The organism is Dyella sp. 01N448 (assembly GCF_056399225.1).
On record NZ_JBFTQX010000005.1, the window covers coordinates 511,304 to 529,517 of the forward strand.

An 18,214-nucleotide genomic window follows, 5' to 3' on the forward strand; every position below is an offset into this window, starting at 1 on the left:
CATTACCTTTTCGGTTATGTTCTGGCAATACCTTTTCGGTCATTTACCGTGTTGGTAACGCCATGTGACCATCTTCGGATGGACGCCAGCGAAGCCCGAACCCTAAATATTCGAGCATTGGTCGTCGCCAATGGCGGTCCAACTCGCTTTGCAAAGCGCATCGGACGCGAGCAGGCTCAGGTGAGCCAATGGATCTCCGAGCGCTTGGCCAAACCGATAGGCCGCGTATTAGCCCGCGAGATCGAAGAAAAGCTTGGCCTACGCAAAGGCTGGCTTGACCAGGTCCATGACGAACAAGCTTCGTCTCATGATGTGTCGAGATTTGAGACTCGCGAGGGATACCGTCGGTTCCAGTTGATGGGAGCTGGCGGTGCCGGACCGGGCGTAATGAATCAGGAATACCCCGAAGTAATACGAGAAGTGGAAATCGCCGAATGGCAGCTGCAGCAGGAGTTGGGGCGCGTACCTTCTCCGGCGCGCGTGAAGCTACTGACCGTTCGTGGCGACTCGATGGCCCCTCGCATCAAAAATGGCGATGTGGTTTTCGTGGACACGGAGGACCGGGCCGCGTCCGATGGCGGCTTATTTGTAGTGGTTCTTCATGGACATGCGCTGGTCAAACGACTCGAGATCCGCACGGATGGGCTACACATCGTGAGCCTGGCCGCGCCTGACCGACCGGATGTCCTTCCACCGGAGCGCATGGAAGCCCTTCATATCGCCGGTCGAGTCTTGGGATCAATCCAGCTCAGGCGCGCGGAAGACATTTAGTAGTTAGGGGCGGCGCCTTTTGGATTCTACAGCTGACGTCCCTGGTTGCTGGCGGCGGCTGCCTTCTTGGCCGCCTCGGCAGCACCAACGGGGGTCAGCACCGAAACATAACCGGTATCGATGCGATCTGCCGTTCCAAGAAAGTCGACTCTTAGGTTCGAGAACTGCCACACGGCGGTGACCGATTCGAACTGAGCGCCAGCCATTGTGGTCGCCTTTTGGATGGTCTTGGCGGTCGGCGCGCCGTACTTGTCTAGCAGTTTAGCTAGGACGCTTTCTTGGACTCGCACGCCACCCGTGGACGCCGAGACTGACTCTATGCGGCCGTTGATGACACCGAGAAAGAAGTAGCGATCGCCACCATATTCCGAGTATAGAAACTGCGGCGCTTCGCCGTTGCCGAACCTAACCGACAGGGTTCCGGTGTAACCCTCATCGACAGTGCCCGTTCGAAGAGGCTCATAGCACGTTATGTGCTGCTGGGCCCAGGCACTGACGTCAAGTGTCTTGATTCCGAACACCACTTTGCTGGCGCATTCGGGAATTGAGACGACCTGCCCCAGCTCGAAGCCGAAAGCCGCAGTCGACGGTGCCTCGCGTGGCGCCGGCGCGGGCTTCTGCACGGCAGCGCCCGCGCCCAGGGCAACACTCGCCAGAAACATGCCGCCGGCTGCGATGCCAGTGTGTAGTAAACGCCTCATCCCTTTCCCCTGTCCCTGCGCAACCATGCGCCCTTTGCGAACAGATCGTATGTCGAGGACGCTCTGAAAGAAAATTACCGTTTCGGTATTGTCAATCAATAACCTTTTCGGTAATACTTGCTCCGTCGCCAACGAGACGGACAGTTATGACGCCTTCTGCAGCCAGTCGATTCACCCAGTTCAAGCGTGCAGCCCGTGGCAGTCAGCTCCCCATTCGCCGCGTCACCGGCAACGTCGTCTATTACCAGTTCCCGGCACACGACCTGCCACCCGGTGAGGATCACTGCCACCAGCCCGGCAAGCACGCGGTGTCCTGGCTCGTTGGCGGCTTCGCCAGCGTCATCATCCCGGGCTTCATCGGCATGCTCACGGGTGTCCTGTGAGCTACAAGACCGTCACCCTGCGCGGCTCTGCCGCCATGCCGCGCGATGTCCACCTGTCGCGCACGTCCTCGGTCTATATGGCGTCGCTACAGCTGAGCGGCCAATCGATGCAGATTGCCTTTGCCGCTGCTGAGAGCGCGAAGTGCCGCCTGCAGCGATCGCGCAGCCTCACGATTCTCTGGATCGGTGACGCGTCGTTCGACCTGCTCGAACACGAAGCCGAGGCCGCTTCGAAGCTGTTCGATATCCCTTTTCCCCCGCCACTGACCGCGGCGCCTGAGCGCCCCTCCCTTTCCCGCTCACGCGCCGCGGTTGGTGGCCTTTTGGATGTGCGCGCATGAGCGCCGTCTGCTTCTTCGTCGGCGTGTCGCTGGGCGCGTGCATCGGCCTGCTGGTTTGCAGCCTCCTGCGCTACTGGAAGCAGCGCAACGAGGACGACGCCGAATGACGCCCGCAACGCGCGACGACTGGCGCGCCCTCCTCCGCTATTGCCTCGTGACCGAGTGCGCCGTGACCGGCCTGCTCCTGGTCATCGTCACCACCGTCCGCATCGCAAAGGCGCTCTGATGTTTTTCCGCAACCTCTCCCTGTTTCGATTCTCGCCGGCGGTCGCCGAAGACCTCGCGCGCCTCGACGAAGTTCTGCCCGATCACCGACTGCGCGAGTGCGGACCGATGGAAATCGGCACGAGCGGTTTCGTGCCGCCGGTGGGCAATGGCGCCGACGCGCCGCTGACGCACACCGTCGACTTGGCCACGCTCGTGGTATCGGGCACGGAGGCCAAGCTGCTGCCGGCCGCCGTGGTCAACGATGCGCTGCACCGCCGAGTCATGAAGATTTCCGAAGACGAAGGACGCCGCGTGGGTGGCCGTGAGCGCAAGCGCATCAAGGAAGACGTGTTGAACGAGCTCGTGCCGCGCGCCTTTGTGCGCTCCAGCCGCATGCGCGCCTATGTCGATCTGCGGAACGGCTGGATGGTGGTGGACACCGCCACGCGTAGCCGCGCCGAAGGCGTTCTGACGCAGATGCGTGAAGCCTTGGGCAGCTTCCCTGCCGTGCCGCTCGCTCCCGACGAAGGTCCGCGCGTGCTGCTGACCGACTGGCTGGCCAACGGCACGCTGCCGGCTGGCCTCGCACTTGGCGATGAAGTGGAACTGCGCGATCCGGCCAGCAGCGACGGCGGCATCTGGCGCGGCCGCCGCGATGACCTCGACAGCGAGGAAGTGAAGGAACACCTGCGCAACGGCAAGCAGGTGTTTCGCCTGGGCTTGGTGCTCGACGAGCGCATGTCCTTCGTGCTGGGCGAAGACCTGGTCGTGCGCAAGCTCAAGTTCCTGGACGTGGTCACGGAACAGCTGGGCGACGAGCACCCGGACGCGGCGGCAGAGGCAGATGCCACCTTCGCGCTGCTGCGCCTGGAGCTGCAGCAGCTGCTCTCGAAGTTCGAGGAATGGTTTGGCCTGCCGAGGCCAAAGGACACCTGACGGTTACGCCCACGCTGGGCCAAGCGGTCGCCGACGGGCGACGCCGGAGACGCAACCGGCACCGAACCCTGAGGCGAAGAACGGTCGCTCTGCGCCGAAGCAAAACCGGCAACTTGATCCGGGGAGCAGAGGAGAACGTAACGACGCCGGACACGTAACCGGCACCTACAAGTTGGGCCTGGATGACTTCGCGTGATTCAAGACGGGCCTAAATAAATGTCCAGAAATCGCGCCTATCGCAAGTGGAGAGAAGTTGCCTCGCGGCCCTGTCGAGTAGCACAGGGCACATGAAGCGAGCTGGGTGCGCGGGCAGTCGCATTCCGGCCAGCGGAGACGGTGATCGTTCCGGCTCGCTCCATGTATGGCAGTGAATGCGCAGGCTGATGCGCTAGTTCAAAAGTGGGGTTGGGCGGCCGCGCGCTGCAAGAAGTCGCCCAGATATGCGTGAGGTCCGAGGCCCCGAATGGCTTCACGCAATGCCGGAGGCACAGCACCGGCCACTGCCACCCAACACACACGCCGGTGAGGCCGGCAAAGGATTCGTGATGGCGTCCCCGATCTACGCGCACCAGCGCGACCCGCACCGAGATAGCGAAATCGCCAACGCCCGTGGCGCGGCGTCGCGCATCGATGTCGCGCAGCGCTTCGGCATCACAGTCGACGCCGTCACGGCGATCTGCGCGAAGGTCCGCAAACAGAAGACCTTCGAGTTGAAGATCGGTCGCCCCAACGAGCGCGAGGTGCCCGTCGGCACCGTCGTCACCCACAAGGGTTTCGCAGAGGCTTGCATCGGCGCCTATCGCCACTTCGGCGAATTCTTCCGCGGGCTCGACCTGCCCGACTGGTACCTCACGGACGGCCATACCCGCATGAGCGTCGCAGTGATCCGCGAGGAGTTGGCCAAGCGTGCCAACTAGGCAGCCAGCGCAGCGCGCGCCAGCGAAGCGGCAACCGGCACAGAACTACGGACCGGTCCGCTACGTGAGTTTCCTGGGCACGCGCTGCGAAGACTGCCGCCACTTCACCCCTGACCCGATCAACCCGCCTGCCGGCATTGGCAGCTGCAGCGAAGGACACGGCGGATACCACGCCGGCGCGCGGCACCACTGCCGAAGCTTCACACCGAGGAACGCATGAACGCTCTTCCCAAACTCAACCAGCTCATCAATGGCGCCAGCAGCTGCAAGACGGCCGTTGAGCTCGCGCTGAGCGCGGTGCGCAAGGCGCGCCTCTCGGCCAACGACAGCAACAACCCTTCCATCAATGCGGCACTCGCCCGCGCCGAGCGCAACCTGCTCGAAGCCCGCGGCGAGTCCGAAGCCCATCACCGTCGCCTGATTCGTAAGGGCGAGCGCCAGGAGAGCGCCAATGTCTAACCCGACCAAAGCCCTTTGCATCTATCACGCGAACTGCGCCGACGGCTTCGGTGCGGCCTGGGCGGTGCGCGCGGCGCTGCGCGAGGGCGTCGAGTTCCACGCCGCCGGCTATGGCAGCGAGCCTCCGGCGGTCGATGGCCGCACCGTCTACATCGTGGACTTCAGCTATCCGCGCGCAGTGCTGATCGACATGGCGTCCCGCGCACAGAAAATCGTCGTGCTCGACCACCACAAGACGGCCCAGGCCGATCTTTCCCCCGAAGGCCTGCCTGTAAACGTCACTGTGCACTTCGATATGCAGCGTAGCGGCGCACGCATGGCATGGGACTTCTTCCATCCGGAGCAGGCGCCGGCGCTTATCCAGCACATCGAAGACCGCGACCTCTGGCGCTTCGACCTATCGTGCACCCGCGAGATTCAGGCTGCACTGTTCTCCTATCCCTACGACTTCGCCGTGTGGGATGACCTCATGCGCGCCAGCACCGAGCAGCTGGCGATGGATGGTGCCGCTATCGAGCGCAAGCATCACAAGGACGTCGCCGAGCTGGTTTCAGTAACCCAGCGGCGCATGGTCATCGGTGGCCACGACGTGCCGGTGGCAAACCTGCCCTACACGATGAGCAGCGATGCGGGCCACCTGATGGCTGCCGGCGAGCCCTTTGCCGCCTGCTACTGGGACACCGCCGAAAACCGCGTCTTCAGCCTGCGCTCGACCGATGCCGGCCTGGACGTGTCCGAGATCGCCAAGCAGTACGGTGGTGGTGGACACCGCAACGCGGCTGGGTTCCGCGTCCATCGCGACCACCCACTGGCCATCGGCACGCTGGACGACAACATGGGCGGTGCAGCGCTCATTGCCGCAGAGCGACAGCGCCAGATTCACGTCAAGGGCTGGAGTCGCGAACACGACGCGGACAACCAGCCCGGCATCCTCACGATGGCTGCTATCTGCTATGCGAACATGGCTTGCTCGGATACGGGCGTTCGCGGATCGCTTCGCGGCGGAATGCCTACGTATTGGCCATGGGACAAAGGCTTTTGGAAGCCTGGGCCGGACAACTCCGACGCGTCGCGCATTCGCGAACTCGAAAAGGCCGGCGCGTTGATAGCTGCAGAGATTGACCGCCTTCTGGCGCGCGAGGTGGCCCATGGCTGAGCATAGCCGCGGCCCTTGGCGATGGGAGGTCAACCGGCAATCCAAGTCGATCCACCTGGTGGGCGGCCGCCCCATGTTCGACAAGACGGTGATGGACTTCGGGCGATGGGGTATGCAGCACGCCGCGCCGCGCTTCAACAGCGCCATCGCCGGCGGCGAGTTCAACATCATGTACGCCCCGCACGAGCATGACGGCTGGGTTGTGCCGTTCGTCGAGCGCGAGCATCACGCACACTGGTGCGCGAACGTCAATCACCCGGACGCACGCCTGATCGCCGCCGCGCCGGATCTGCTGGAAGCGCTGCTGGGTGTCGTGGCAGTCGCCGACAGGAATACCGTTGAGTTCGATCGAGCGCGGGCAGCCATCGCCAAAGCAACGGTGACTGCATGAACATCGCCCATATTGAAGGCGCCACGCGGGTGCTCGGTGCCCCTGCGAACTGGGACGGCAAGGAACTGCCCTGCGATGCCCTGCCCATCCTCGACGTGGAGACGTCCAACGGCAACGTCATGGCCTCCGAGTGGAAGCCGACAGCTGAGGAGATCGAGGCCATCCTCAACGGCGCGCCGGTGCGCCTGTGGATCTTCGGTACCGCGCATCCGGTTGTTTCCCTTACCACCGGTGATGTCGCATGAGCGTGTCGATCCACGTGGGCCAGTGCGAGGACGTGCTGCCTGGCTTCGAGCCCAACAGCATCGACTCTATCGTGACGGACCCGCCCTATGGTCTGGGATTCATGGGAAAGGCTTGGGATCACGGAGTACCGGGCGTGTCCTTTTGGGCCGAGTTCCTTCGCGTCGCCAAGCCAGGCGCACATCTGATCGCGTTTGGCGGAAGCCGGACCTATCACCGCATGGCATGCGCAATCGAAGATGCCGGCTGGGAGATTAGAGATTCCATCATGTGGATTTACGGTAGCGGCTTCCCGAAGTCGAAGAACGGGCCCTGGGGTGGTACCGGGCTCAAGCCGGCGCACGAACCCATCGTGGTAGCTCGCAAGCCGCTTATTGGAACGGTGGCCTCCAACCACGCGCAGTTCGGCACCGGGGACCTCAACATCGACGCATGCCGCGTTGGCACGAACGACGAGCAGTTGCGTACCGGTTCGGGCGTCATTCCGTGCCGTCACGATGAGACTCGTGGTCGCGCCGGCGAGGCCTCCGCCGACCGTCGATATATGGCGGCTAGCGGTACCAACTTCTCGGTGACGCCAGGGCCACGCGGTGGCGATCCGGACGGCCGTTGGCCCGCAAACGTAATCCATGATGGCAGCCCCGAGGTCGTTGCGGCGTTCCCGCATGCCCCTGGTCAGCTGGCGAAGGCGAGCACGAGCGCCACACGTCGCGCCGGCCAGAACGCCTACGGTGTGATGACCCGCGGCTCGAATGGCCAGGACAAGCGCGGAGACGGCGGCAGCGCGGCGAGGTTCTTCTACTGCGCCAAGGCCAACAAGAAGGATCGAAACGACGGCTGCGATGGCTTGCCGCTTCGCAAGAGCGGCATGGTGTCGAACACCAGCGGGCAGCACATCACGCGCCGCGACGGCGGCGCGCCGGCGCCGACAGCCAATAACCACCCGACCGTGAAGCCCACTGAGCTCATGCGTTACTTGTGCCGCCTCGTAACGCCCGCCGGTGGCATAGTCTTGGACCCATTTATGGGATCGGGTAGCACGGGGCGAGGCGCGCTCCTCGAGGGCTTCGACTTTATAGGCATAGAGCAGGACAGCGACTACGCCACCATCGCGCGTGCGCGCATCGGTGCCGTGCAACTACGGCTGCCGCTCGGAGACGCAGCATGACCAATGGCATCGTAACCGCGGAAGACCTCGCTACTGCCACCGGCTACAAGCGCCCTGCAGACATCGAGCGGTGCCTCCGTGCACAGGGGATTCGCTATTTCGCTGGCAAGGACGGCCCCTGGATGACACTGGCCATGCTTGATGCCGCCGGCGGTATCAAGCACAGCTCCAACGACGGCATGTACGAAGGAAACATCCTCGGATGACACGCGGACGCCCACGAAAGATCGACCCAACCATTCCGCGCCATATAGATCAGCGCAAGCTGCCGGCGGGCGCGTATTGGGACAGCCGTGACCGGGTGTGGTACACCAAGCTCGGCGAAGGCGGCAAGCGCAATCAGCGCAAGCGCATTGCTGGGTCCGATGCCACGCTCGCGCAGCTGTACCGCGTGATCGATGAAATCGGGTCGAGCACGAAGGGCGGCACGATCGCTTGGCTGCATGGCGAACTCACGCAGCACACGGACTGGGGCAAGCTCAAGCCGAACACACAGCGCGACTACGAGTTCTGCCTGCGCGCTCTGACGAAACTGCGTACCGGGCTTAAGGTGACGGCCGACCAGCTGGTCGTCAATCGCTTGCGCAAGGTAGATGTGCAAACCATCGTCGACGAGATCGCCAAGACGCGGCCGTCGTCGGCTAACCACGTGAAGCGCTACCTGGGCCGACTGTTCGCCTGGGGCATGCAGCGCGGCAAGATCAACGACCGCACCAACCCGGCGCACGATGTGAAGCAGGCAGACGAGGTCGGCAAGAAGAGCATGCCTGTGCACGAGGTGATGGACACGGTAATCGCCTACGCGCGCGAGCGCGGCGCGCGCCAGTCGCGTACCGAGGGTTCGTGCCCGCCGTATATCTGGATCACCATGGCGATCGCCTACCGCTGCCGCCTGCGCGGCGTCGAGGTGATGATGCTCACCGACGCCAACAAGCTCGAGGAAGGCGTGCTCGGTGTGCGGCGTAAGGGCTCGCTCGACACCATCACGGCTTGGTCGCCTGAGTTGGTCGAAGCGTGGGACGCGGCCATTGCGGTGCGCAAGCGCGTGTTCGAAAAGCTGGCCGCCAAGAAGGGATACGTGGTCCCGCTGCTCGCCAAAGATCGGCCGCTGCTGGTCAGCGAGAAAGGCATGCCGCTGGTGAAGCTCGACGCCGAGGGCAACCCGGAAGATCGCACCACACTGGACAGCGCCTGGCAGCGCTTCATGCAGATGGCCATCAAGGACGGCGTGATCACAAAGGAACAGCGCTTCACCCTGCACGGCCTGAAGCATCGCGGCGTCACCGATACGGACGGCGGCGCGGCCGAGCGGAAGGAAGCGAGTGGGCACAAAACCGATTCGATGGCCCAGCTCTACAACCACAATGTGCCCGTGGTCGCGCCAGCAAAACGGCGGCCGAAGTGAGCAAAATCAACCTTGCATCAACTCGCGAGAGGCGCCTTCGGGCGCCTTTTTCATGGCCGACAAGACGGCTAATTTTCCGGGTATTTTTCCGGTACAAAAGAAAACAGCCACTTAGTTTTCGCTAAGTGGCTGTTCTTATTGGTGGGCCGTGAAAGATTCGAACTTTCGACCAATTGATTAAGAGTCAACTGCTCTACCAACTGAGCTAACGGCCCTGAAACTGTTTGTACTTACTTTCGTCAACTGGGGTGGAAGATGGGACTCGAACCCACGACCCTCGGAATCACAATCCGATGCTCTAACCAGCTGAGCTACATCCACCGCAAACTTTGAACTGGCGCGCCCGACAGGAATCGAACCTGCAACCGTCGGCTTAGAAGGCCGATGCTCTATCCGGTTGAGCTACAGGCGCTTGTGCACATTGTGCATAGCATCTGCATGGTCGGGGCAGAGGGATTCGAACCCCCGACATCCAGCTCCCAAAGCTGGCGCTCTACCAGGCTGAGCTATACCCCGATTTCGAAACCCTCAACCTGTTCGGGCTGAAGCTTTGAAATGCTACGGGTGACGCCTAGCCTAGTCAATCCGTATCAAAGCACACCGAACTTCTAAACCTTACGTTCGGACCGCCTGGCGATTCATTGCCTTGCGGTGCAAGCCGTGATGCGAACATCACATCTTGCTGTTATATGGCGCGCCCGGAGAGATTCGAACTCCCGACCACCAAGTTCGTAGCCTGGTACTCTATCCAACTGAGCTACGGGCGCGTTTTAACTTTTGCCTTGTCGCTTAACCACCGAGGTGGAAAGCGCCGAAGCGAGAAGCGGAATTATTCAGATTCGAGGGCGGTGCGTCAACTCTTTTTTTCAGTTTTTTTGCATTGCCGTGTGGAAATCTTCACGTTCGGCGATGACTGCACTTCACTCGAGCCCGCTATTTTAGCCTTCTGTTTCACTTTCGGCTACACCTTCACGCAAAAAAATTGCCGATCCTTTGTAGGAGCGCACTTGTGCGCGACCGCAGCGCCATGTCGCCTCTGCTTCGCCTGGTTGTCGCGCACAAGTGCGCTCCTACAGTGGTCCGTCGCCAGAAGCGCTGCGCTCTCGCAGCGTTCGCGCGCAAAAGAAAAGGCGGCCTATGGCCGCCTTTCTTCTGTGCATGTAGCGCGATCAGCGATCGGCGACGCGGCTCTGAGTGGCCGGATCACCCACCTTGGCGCCGCTGTCGCCACGCGGCGGCGGAGGCGGCGGCGTAGAGCCGCTGGAGTTCTTCGACCAATCCGCCGGCGGGCCAGGTACGCGGCCAGCCATGATGTCGTCGATCTGGCGCGCGTCGATGGTCTCGTACTGCAGCAGCGCGTCGGCCATCACGTGCAGCTTGTCGATGTTGTCGGTCAGCAGCTGCTTGGTGCGGGCGTAGTTGCGATCGAGGATGGCACGCACTTCCTCGTCGATCTTGCGCGCCGTCTCATTGGAGACGTTCTTGTGCTGCGTGACGGCGCGGCCGAGGAACACTTCGTCCTCTTCCTCGCCATAGGTCACCGGACCGAGCGTGTCGGACAGGCCCCACTTGGTGGCCATGTTGCGGGCCATCTTGGTGGCGCGCTCGATGTCGTTGGACGCACCGGTGGTCACCTTGTCCTCGCCGAAGATCAGCGCCTCGGCCACGCGGCCGCCGTACAGCGAGCACAGCTGCGATTCGATCGCCACGCGGTTCATGCTGTACTTGTCGCCCTCGGGCAGGTACATCGTCACGCCCAGCGCGCGACCGCGCGGGATGATGGTGACCTTGTAGACCGGGTCGTGCTCGGGCACCAGACGGCCGACGATGGCGTGACCGGCTTCGTGATACGCCGTCAGCTTCTTCTCGTCCTCGCTCATGGCCATCGAGCGGCGCTCGGCACCCATCAGGATCTTGTCGCGCGCCTTGTCCAGATGAATCATGCGCACGTCGCGGGCGTTCTCGCGTGCGGCAAACAAGGCAGCCTCGTTCACCAGGTTGGCGAGATCGGCGCCCGAGAAGCCCGGGGTACCGCGCGCGATGGTCATCGCATCGACGTCCGAGGAAATCGGCACGCGACGCATATGCACCTTGAGGATCTGCTCACGGCCCTTCACGTCCGGCAGGCCCACCACGACCTGGCGGTCGAAGCGACCCGGACGCAGCAGTGCGGGATCGAGCACGTCGGGACGGTTGGTGGCGGCGATCACGATGACACCTTCGGTGCCTTCGAAACCGTCCATTTCCACCAGCAACTGGTTGAGGGTCTGCTCGCGCTCGTCATGACCGCCGCCCAGACCGGCGCCGCGATGACGACCGACCGCGTCGATTTCGTCGATGAAGATGATACACGGCGCGTGCTTCTTGGCCTGCTCGAACATGTCGCGCACGCGGCTGGCGCCGACGCCCACGAACATCTCCACGAAGTCCGAACCGGAGATCGAGAAGAACGGCACCTTGGCTTCGCCGGCGATGGCCTTGGCCAGCAGCGTCTTGCCGGTACCCGGGGGACCGACCATCAGCACGCCGCGCGGAATCTTGCCGCCCAGCTTCTGGAACTTGCCCGGATCGCGCAGGAATTCGACCAGCTCGCCGACTTCTTCCTTGGCTTCATCGCAGCCGGCGACGTCGCTGAAGTTGACCTTGATCTGATCCTCGCCCTGCAGCTTGGCGCGCGAGCGGCCGAAGCTCATGGCGCCGCGACCACCCGCACCGGCCTGCATCTGGCGCATGAACCAGATGAACACGCCGACGATCAGGATGATGGGCAGCCAGTTGAGCAGCAGGCCCAGCAGCGAGAAGCCGTTGTTGGAAGGCTCCTGGCGGACCTCGACGCCCTTGTCCTGCATCTGCTTGACCACCCCGTTGGTGGACCAGCCCAGGACCGGTGCGACCGTGCGGAACGAGCTGCCGTCCTTCAGCTTGCCGCTGATGGCGGCCGGCTGGTCGGCACTGATGTTGGCCGAGGCCACGTTCCCGTTGTCGACGCTCTGCACGAAGCTGCTGTAAGGCAGGTCCGACGAGGAGGCGCCATGCGGGTTGAAGCTCTGGAACACGGTGAGCAGAACCACCGCGATGATCAGCCAGAGCAGCAGGTTTTTCGCCATTTCATTCATGCACGGTTCTCGCCGGATTGCCCGCCATGGATCTTTCGGCCCACAGCTAATGCATACACCTCCCGCGAACGCGCGCGGGAGGCCTTGGGTTTACGCATCGTTACGCGGGTGAAGTCTGCGCGCAAGCTGCGGATGTAGTCGTCAAAGCCTGTCCCCTGGAACAACTTGATCAGAAACGAGCCGCCGGGCTTGAGCCATTGGCGGCTGAAGTCCAGCGCCAGCTCGGCCAGGTCCATTGCCCGGATCTGATCCGACAGGGCCACACCACTCATATTGGGGGCCATATCAGACAGCACAAGATCGACCTGTTGCCCCTGCAGGCGGCTTTCCAGCTCCTGCAGCACCGATTCCTCGCGAAAATCGCCCTGAAGGAAGTCCACGCCGCCAATGCCCTGCATCGGCAGGATGTCCATGGCTACCACGTGACCGGTGTCGCCCAGGCGCTGGCGTACCAGCTGCGACCAGCCGCCGGGGGCGGCGCCCAGGTCGACCACGCGCATATTGGGCTTGAGCAGGCGATCCTTGTCGATCAGCTCTTCCAGCTTGAAAACGGCACGCGAACGCAGCCCCTCAGCCTGGGCTTTCTTCACATAAACATCATCGAAGTGCTCCCGCAGCCAGCGGGAACTACTTTTGCTGCGAGCCATAGGCCGAGGTGCCACAGATACGGGGGAGATGGCCGCATGATACCCTTACCTGTCCTATCGCAGTGAATCCGAGACTGAACGCATGGCACTTTCCAATTCGCAGCGCCGCTACCTGCGCAGCCTTGCGCACGATCTCAGCCCCGTCATCCTGCTGGGCGCCAAGGGCGCGACCGAGGCTGTGCGCAAGGAGTTGGATCTGGCGCTGTCCCAGCATGAGCTGGTCAAGGTGAAGCTGTCCGGCGGCGACAAGGACGAGCGTCAGCAGCAGATCGACTTCCTGGCTGAAGGCACGCAGTCCGAAAGCGTGCAGCAGATCGGCCACATCGTGGTGCTGTTCCGCCGCAACGAGGACGAGCCCAAGCTCGCCCTGCCCCGCTAAGGGCCACCCGGCGATGGATCTGTCGCTCGATCGTCCCGAAGGCTATCTCTTTGTGCGCCGTGTCGGCGCCCATGGCATTACCGTGGTGGATCGCGAGTTCACCCGCAGCTTCCTGTTGTCGCCCGAGCGCCTGGTGGAAGACTGGCCGGTCGCGGCTGCGTCTGAGCTGGACGCCAGTCATATCGACGCCATCCTCGCCTTGAAGCCGGAAGTGGTGCTGGTGGGCACTGGCGAGCGCCAAGTGTTCCCGGCCCAGGCCTTCATGGCCGGGCTGCTGCGCAAAGGTGTGGGCGTGGAAGTGATGGATAACGCTGCGGCGGCGCGTACCTATGATTTGCTGGCTGGCGAGAGTCGGCGCGTGGTGGCGGCGTTTATCCTGCCCGCGTAAAAGCACCTGGTTCTCCTGTGGGAGCGCACCCTGTGCGCGACGGCCTCGAACCTTGAGGCAAGGCCCGTCGCGCACAGGGTGCGCTCCCACAGTGTTTCAACTTCGGTTTTAGCGCGGCGGCAGGTATCCCAGCGGATCCACCGGATTGCCATCCTTGCGAATCTGGAACTGCAGCTCATCGCGCGACGCACCCGTCGAACCCATCTCCGCAATCGGCTGGCCTGCCGTGACACGCTGACCTTCCTTCACCAGTCGCTTGCTGTTGTGGCCATAGGCCGACAGATAGCTGTCGTTGTGCTTCACGATCACCAGCTCGCCGTAGCCGACCAGGCCGTTGCCGCTATACACGACCACGCCATCGGCAGCCGCGCGCACCGGATCACCGGATTTGCCGCCGATCTCGATACCGGGAATGGCATCGCCGGATTGGAAACGTTTGATCAGCGTGCCGTCGGCTGGCCAACGCCAGTTCACGCCGCCATTGCTGCGCGTCGCGCCCGGAGCGGCCGGTACCGGCGGAGCGGGAGGAGGCGTATTGGCCGCAGTGGCAGTGGGCGCACCGGCCACGGGAACCACTGGCGTGGTGCTGGCGGCAGGCGCCGGCGTGGCAGGGTGTGCCGCTGACGGCGCAGGCGGCGTAACGACAGACGTCGTATTTGCAGTGGACGGTGTTGCCGGCTGGAAGCCCGGCTGAGCTTCCGGCGCAGGCGTCACCACGCGGCCGGTCGACGGCGGTGGCTTAGTCGCCGTCGCCACCACGGGCGCCGTATGCATGGCCGCCGCTGCCGGCGGCCTGCCGTCGGCGGGAGCCAGCTTCAGCTCCTGCCCCGGCCAGATCGTGTAAGGCGAATCGATATGGTTCCAGCTCGCCAGGTCGCGGAAGTCCACGCCGTTGCGGAAGGCGATCGAGTAGAGCGTGTCGCCCTTGGCCACCTTATAGGTGCCGCCCGGCACCGGACGCGCTGTCGGCGTGACCACGCGCGAGGAGCTGCCGGCCGATGGCTCGACCACGACGGAGCGCTGGGTGCCGCAGGCAGCCAGCAGGACGACGGAGGTCAGGATCAGTGACCGGAGATATCCATTCATATCGGTCAGCATAACTAGGCGACGCGTCATTTTCATGCGTATTGCTTGCACGGCAGCCGAAGTCCGCCGGCCGGCGTTCAGCGCGACAGCAACCACCAGGCCAAAAGGCCGGCTAAAATCACCAGCGCCGCCCAGCCAATGCGCTCGATATGCTTGTGCAGGATGCGCTCGGCACGCTCGCCAAAAATGCGGATCAGCAAGGCCAGCAGCCACACGCGCTTGCCGCGGCCGACCGCCATGCAGACCAGGAACGGAATCACCGGCACGCCCACGATGCCCGACGCCCACGTGACGAACTTCATCGGGACCACCGGCTGCAACGCAGCCAGCGCAAGCACCAGCAACAGGCCCAGCCAATGCTGGTTCATCTGCAGGCGCAGGTTGTCCACGCCCTTCTCGATGGGCGCCAGCAGATGCAGGCTGTCGAGCAGCGGCGACAGCGCATGGAAGGCCCAATGGCCCAGCGCGTATCCGACCAGCGAACCCAGCAGCGAAAACAGCAGGCTGATGTTGGCGTAGAAAAAAGCCTTGTGACGCTTGCCGAGCATCATCGGCGCCAGCATCACTTCCGGCATGATCGGGAAGATGAAAGCCTCGACGAAACTCAGGCCGCACAGGTAATACACAGCCCTGGGGTGGCGCGCCCACGTGAGTGCACGCGCGTAAAGCGGTCCGAACAGACGCATGCTTAAACGTTTCCTTGTGAGCGCATCAGCCGATGCCGCCAAGCAGCGGCACGAAACTGACGGCGGCCAGTTCTTCCTGGATGAAATCGCCCTGCCCGTCGCCGCGCATGCGTATCAGGGTCTGGTTGCTGGGCGAACCGACCGGGGCGACCAGCACGCCCGTGGGGCTGAGCTGGTCGAGCACGGCGTGCGGAATCGCATCGCCGGCGGCGGTAAGAATGATTGCGTCGAACGGTGCCTCGTCGGGCCACCCGAGTTTGCCGTCGTCATGGCGCGAGCGAATATTGTTGAGGCCGAGCTGGCGGAAGCGACGGCGCGCCTGGCGCAGCAACTCTTCGATGCGCTCGACCGTGAACACCTGCGGCACGATCTGCGCCAGCACCACCGCCTGATAACCAGAGCCCGTGCCGATCTCCAGCACCTTCTGCGGCACGCCCTGCTTGCCGTCGGGACGCTCCAGCAGCGCTTCGGTCATGCGCGCCACCACCCACGGCTGGGAGATGGTCTGCCCGTGGCCGATCGGCAACGCGGTGTTTTCGTAAGCGCGCGAATGCAGCGCCTGATCGATGAAATGGTGACGCGGCGTATTGCGGATCACGTCGATCACGCGCTGATCGCGGATGCCCTCTTCCTTGAGCTTTACGGCGAGGCGATCGCGCGCACGCTGCGAGGTCATGCCCTCGCCCTTCAGTGCGGATGGCGGCAAAGGATGCACGTTCATGCCCTCACGCTGCCTCATCGGCCGGCTTGCCGCCGGCCACGCTCTTGTTCAGGCCGCCGATCCAGCTGCTGACCTTTTCCAGCGCCTGGAAGCGGGTCAGGTCGACATGGATGGGCGTCACCGAAATATAGCCGCGATGCACCGCATTGAAGTCCGTGCCCGGGCCGGCGTCGTCGACGGCGCCCGACGGGCCGATCCACCAGATTTCCTTGCCGCGCGGATCGGTCTGCTTGATGCATGGTTCCGAACGGTGGCGCTTGCCCAGACGGGTGACTTCGAAGCCGCGGATCTGATCCCACGGCAGGTCGGGCACGTTGACGTTGAGGATGGTGTCCGCCGGCAGCGGATCGACCAGCAGCTGCTGCATCAGCGCCAACACGGCATTGGCCGCGGAGTCGTAGTGCTCGCCTTTGTGATCCTTGGTGACCAGCGACACGGCAATCGCCGGCAACCCCAGGAAACGACCTTCCATCGCCGCCGAAACGGTGCCGGAGTAGATGACGTCGTCGCCCAGGTTGGCGGAGTTGTTGATGCCCGACACCACCATGTCCGGCTCGTAGTCGAGCATGCCGGCAAGCGCCAGGTGGACGCAGTCGGTGGGCGTGCCCGCCACGCGGTAGTAACCGTTGTCCATCCGCAGGGCGCGGATGGGGGCGTCCAGGGTCAGGGAATTGCTGGCGCCGGAGCGATCGCGGTCGGGCGCCACTACAGTGACCTGACCGACCGCGCCAAGGCGTTCGGCGAGCACGCGGATGCCCGGTGCATCCACGCCATCGTCGTTACTAACAAGAACTCGCATGATGATCCGTTCTAAGCCAGTCGCGGCGACGCGGATGGGGCTGCGTCTGCCGGTGAAGCTTGAAGTCTACCGGACCGGGGCGGCGGTTTCACATCAGATAAGCGCGCACCCGCGCCCGATTCCAAAGGCCCGCCATGGCCCCCGGCTCAACCAGGCCGCGACACAGGCGTGACGCCCGTGCATTACGATTCATGGCATGAAACATCGCCCGCCCTCTCCGGTCTCCGACGATGACGCGCGCCTCTTCCGCGAGGCCCTGGGCGACCAGGTGCGTCCCTTCGATCCGGTCGAGCCCACGCCGGCCGCACCCAAGCCCGAACCCCAGGCGCATATGCTGGAAGCGGACGAGGCGGCCGTGCCGGGCGAACTGCTCGACATGGCCTTTGACCCGACCATCCTCGAAGTGGGCGAGGAACTGAGCTATCTGCGCGACGGCTATCCACCCAAACTGCTACGCCAACTCAAGCGCGGCCAGTACAGCATCCAGGACGAGATCGACCTGCACCAGATGAACGCCGCCACCGCGCAGGCCTGCATCACCGATTTCCTCGCCGAAGCCAAACACCAAGGCATCCGCTGCGTACGCATCGTGCACGGCAAAGGCCTGCGCTCCCGCGCCGCCGGGCCGGTGCTGAAAGTGCTGACCGATCGCATGCTGCGACGTCGGGATGATGTGGTGGCGTTTGCGTCGGCGAGGCCGATGCAGGGTGGGACGGGGGCGGTGGTGGTGCTGTTGAAGGGGCGGTAGGGTTTTTCGTTGCCTTGGTGCGCCGGGCGACACCGATCGGGACACGACGAGCGACCTGGCCCCAACCTAACTGTAGGAGCGCACCCTGTGCGCGAACACCCTACGGAGCGGTACATCTGAGCTCCGCGGTCGCGCACAAGTGCGCTCCTACAAGGGGGTGCGTACGCCGTGGCTCAAGTTTTCAACCATGCGGGCCGCTTGTCTGTGGGAGCGCACCCTGTGCGCGACAAACCTACGGAGCGGTACACCGAAGCGTGGCTGTCGCGCACAGGGTGCGCTCCCACAGACAAGCTAAGCGCCAGGCGCGGCACCAAGTGCGCCATCTGTGACTCACAGCCGATGCGCAGCGAGGCCCGGCTTTAAGTCCTCAGCGATTCGGGCGCGTTGCGCAGCGCATTGAAGTATCCCCTGTGTACCCTCGGAGGTTGTCCCACAACCAGTTACCTCGAGCGTTCGGGCTTATCCCAGCACGATGCTGCGGGCGTTATCAGGCCATTTTCTTTGGGTTACTTTCGACGCGAAGCTAGTCCCGTGGGATCTTTTGGGCCAGCAAAAGAAAAGTGACT

General features: G+C 63.5%; 23 protein-coding genes and 5 tRNA genes. 16 read left to right on the plus strand and 12 right to left on the minus strand.

Annotated features, from left to right (window positions below; all coding sequences use genetic code 11):
* Window positions 1-78: 78 nt before the first annotated feature.
* On the plus strand, window positions 79-771 hold the full coding sequence (locus tag AC1DKY_RS11995) for a S24 family peptidase (RefSeq protein ID WP_477179970.1): 693 nt from the start codon (window positions 79-81) through the stop codon (window positions 769-771).
* A gap of 26 nt (window positions 772-797) precedes the next feature.
* Here the strand turns inward: AC1DKY_RS11995 and AC1DKY_RS12000 are convergent, their stop codons facing one another.
* On the minus strand, window positions 798-1,571 hold the full coding sequence (locus AC1DKY_RS12000) for a hypothetical protein (protein ID WP_477179971.1): 774 nt from the start codon (window positions 1,569-1,571) through the stop codon (window positions 798-800).
* A gap of 47 nt (window positions 1,572-1,618) precedes the next feature.
* Here AC1DKY_RS12000 and AC1DKY_RS12005 point away from each other — a divergent pair, with 47 nt between their 5' ends.
* From AC1DKY_RS12005 to AC1DKY_RS12060, 12 genes are all read left to right on the plus strand, one after another.
* Window positions 1,619-1,855, plus strand: a complete 237-nt coding sequence (locus tag AC1DKY_RS12005) for a hypothetical protein (protein ID WP_477179972.1) — start codon at window positions 1,619-1,621, stop codon at window positions 1,853-1,855.
* Window positions 1,852-2,196 (plus strand): hypothetical protein, encoded by a 345-nt coding sequence (locus AC1DKY_RS12010; RefSeq protein ID WP_477179973.1) that lies wholly within the window; start codon window positions 1,852-1,854, stop codon window positions 2,194-2,196. Before AC1DKY_RS12005 ends, AC1DKY_RS12010 begins: the two co-directional genes overlap by 4 nt.
* A gap of 103 nt (window positions 2,197-2,299) precedes the next feature.
* Window positions 2,300-2,422 (plus strand): hypothetical protein, encoded by a 123-nt coding sequence (locus AC1DKY_RS12015; RefSeq protein ID WP_477179974.1) that lies wholly within the window; start codon window positions 2,300-2,302, stop codon window positions 2,420-2,422.
* Window positions 2,422-3,339, plus strand: coding sequence for a recombination-associated protein RdgC (locus tag AC1DKY_RS12020; RefSeq protein WP_477179975.1), 918 nt, complete (start codon window positions 2,422-2,424; stop codon window positions 3,337-3,339). The genes AC1DKY_RS12015 and AC1DKY_RS12020 overlap by 1 nt, the downstream gene beginning before the upstream one ends.
* 545 nt (window positions 3,340-3,884) lie before the next feature.
* Window positions 3,885-4,256, plus strand: coding sequence for a hypothetical protein (locus AC1DKY_RS12025; RefSeq protein WP_477179976.1), 372 nt, complete (start codon window positions 3,885-3,887; stop codon window positions 4,254-4,256).
* A gap of 216 nt (window positions 4,257-4,472) precedes the next feature.
* Complete coding sequence (locus tag AC1DKY_RS12030) at window positions 4,473-4,715, plus strand: hypothetical protein (protein WP_477179977.1); 243 nt, start codon at window positions 4,473-4,475, stop codon at window positions 4,713-4,715.
* On the plus strand, window positions 4,708-5,871 hold the full coding sequence (locus AC1DKY_RS12035; RefSeq protein WP_477179978.1) for a hypothetical protein: 1,164 nt from the start codon (window positions 4,708-4,710) through the stop codon (window positions 5,869-5,871). The genes AC1DKY_RS12030 and AC1DKY_RS12035 overlap by 8 nt, the downstream gene beginning before the upstream one ends.
* Window positions 5,872-5,944: 73 nt before the next feature.
* Window positions 5,945-6,262: a hypothetical protein gene (locus tag AC1DKY_RS12040; protein WP_477179979.1), complete on the plus strand. Its 318-nt coding sequence runs from the start codon at window positions 5,945-5,947 to the stop codon at window positions 6,260-6,262.
* Window positions 6,259-6,507 carry a hypothetical protein gene (locus tag AC1DKY_RS12045; protein ID WP_477179980.1) on the plus strand — a complete coding sequence of 83 codons (249 nt, stop codon included), beginning with the start codon at window positions 6,259-6,261 and terminating at the stop codon, window positions 6,505-6,507. The genes AC1DKY_RS12040 and AC1DKY_RS12045 overlap by 4 nt, the downstream gene beginning before the upstream one ends.
* A complete protein-coding gene (locus AC1DKY_RS12050) occupies window positions 6,504-7,673 on the plus strand; it encodes a DNA-methyltransferase (protein ID WP_477179981.1) in 1,170 nt (389 codons plus the stop codon). Before AC1DKY_RS12045 ends, AC1DKY_RS12050 begins: the two co-directional genes overlap by 4 nt.
* Window positions 7,670-7,879, plus strand: coding sequence for a DUF4224 domain-containing protein (locus tag AC1DKY_RS12055; protein WP_477179982.1), 210 nt, complete (start codon window positions 7,670-7,672; stop codon window positions 7,877-7,879). Before AC1DKY_RS12050 ends, AC1DKY_RS12055 begins: the two co-directional genes overlap by 4 nt.
* The gene (locus AC1DKY_RS12060; RefSeq protein WP_477179983.1) at window positions 7,876-9,078 is read left to right on the plus strand and encodes an integrase; all 1,203 of its coding nucleotides are present in this window, start codon (window positions 7,876-7,878) and stop codon (window positions 9,076-9,078) included. Before AC1DKY_RS12055 ends, AC1DKY_RS12060 begins: the two co-directional genes overlap by 4 nt.
* Window positions 9,079-9,217: 139 nt before the next feature.
* Here AC1DKY_RS12060 and AC1DKY_RS12065 read toward each other — a convergent pair.
* The 7 genes from AC1DKY_RS12065 to rlmE form a co-directional block, all read right to left on the minus strand.
* Window positions 9,218-9,293 (minus strand) — tRNA-Lys (locus tag AC1DKY_RS12065).
* A gap of 29 nt (window positions 9,294-9,322) precedes the next feature.
* A tRNA-His gene (locus tag AC1DKY_RS12070) sits at window positions 9,323-9,399 on the minus strand.
* Window positions 9,400-9,413: 14 nt separating this feature from the next.
* Window positions 9,414-9,490, minus strand: a tRNA-Arg gene (locus AC1DKY_RS12075).
* 27 nt (window positions 9,491-9,517) lie between these two features.
* Window positions 9,518-9,594 (minus strand) — tRNA-Pro (locus AC1DKY_RS12080).
* Between the two features lie 174 nt (window positions 9,595-9,768).
* Window positions 9,769-9,845, minus strand: a tRNA-Arg gene (locus AC1DKY_RS12085).
* Window positions 9,846-10,247: 402 nt separating this feature from the next.
* On the minus strand, window positions 10,248-12,194 hold the full coding sequence (gene ftsH, locus AC1DKY_RS12090) for an ATP-dependent zinc metalloprotease FtsH (protein ID WP_441603169.1): 1,947 nt from the start codon (window positions 12,192-12,194) through the stop codon (window positions 10,248-10,250).
* Window positions 12,191-12,841 carry a 23S rRNA (uridine(2552)-2'-O)-methyltransferase RlmE gene (rlmE, locus tag AC1DKY_RS12095; protein WP_441603168.1) on the minus strand — a complete coding sequence of 217 codons (651 nt, stop codon included), beginning with the start codon at window positions 12,839-12,841 and terminating at the stop codon, window positions 12,191-12,193. Before rlmE ends, ftsH begins: the two co-directional genes overlap by 4 nt.
* A gap of 82 nt (window positions 12,842-12,923) precedes the next feature.
* Here rlmE and yhbY point away from each other — a divergent pair, with 82 nt between their 5' ends.
* Complete coding sequence (yhbY, locus tag AC1DKY_RS12100) at window positions 12,924-13,220, plus strand: ribosome assembly RNA-binding protein YhbY (RefSeq protein WP_441603167.1); 297 nt, start codon at window positions 12,924-12,926, stop codon at window positions 13,218-13,220.
* 13 nt (window positions 13,221-13,233) lie between these two features.
* Window positions 13,234-13,608 (plus strand): Mth938-like domain-containing protein, encoded by a 375-nt coding sequence (locus AC1DKY_RS12105; protein ID WP_441603166.1) that lies wholly within the window; start codon window positions 13,234-13,236, stop codon window positions 13,606-13,608.
* Window positions 13,609-13,716: 108 nt separating this feature from the next.
* Here AC1DKY_RS12105 and AC1DKY_RS12110 read toward each other — a convergent pair whose 3' ends face one another.
* The 4 genes from AC1DKY_RS12110 to surE all read right to left on the minus strand — a co-directional run bounded on the left by AC1DKY_RS12110 (window position 13,717) and on the right by surE (window position 16,900).
* Window positions 13,717-14,706, minus strand: coding sequence for a peptidoglycan DD-metalloendopeptidase family protein (locus AC1DKY_RS12110; RefSeq protein WP_441603361.1), 990 nt, complete (start codon window positions 14,704-14,706; stop codon window positions 13,717-13,719).
* A gap of 65 nt (window positions 14,707-14,771) precedes the next feature.
* Window positions 14,772-15,380 (minus strand): YqaA family protein, encoded by a 609-nt coding sequence (locus AC1DKY_RS12115; RefSeq protein WP_046971491.1) that lies wholly within the window; start codon window positions 15,378-15,380, stop codon window positions 14,772-14,774.
* Window positions 15,381-15,405: 25 nt separating this feature from the next.
* Window positions 15,406-16,101 (minus strand): protein-L-isoaspartate(D-aspartate) O-methyltransferase, encoded by a 696-nt coding sequence (locus AC1DKY_RS12120; RefSeq protein ID WP_082121017.1) that lies wholly within the window; start codon window positions 16,099-16,101, stop codon window positions 15,406-15,408.
* Between the two features lie 4 nt (window positions 16,102-16,105).
* Window positions 16,106-16,900 (minus strand): 5'/3'-nucleotidase SurE, encoded by a 795-nt coding sequence (gene surE / locus AC1DKY_RS12125; protein ID WP_441603165.1) that lies wholly within the window; start codon window positions 16,898-16,900, stop codon window positions 16,106-16,108.
* Between the two features lie 196 nt (window positions 16,901-17,096).
* Between surE and AC1DKY_RS12130 the strand changes: the two genes are divergently transcribed.
* Window positions 17,097-17,648 (plus strand): Smr/MutS family protein, encoded by a 552-nt coding sequence (locus AC1DKY_RS12130; RefSeq protein WP_441603164.1) that lies wholly within the window; start codon window positions 17,097-17,099, stop codon window positions 17,646-17,648.
* Window positions 17,649-18,214 lie beyond the last annotated feature (566 nt).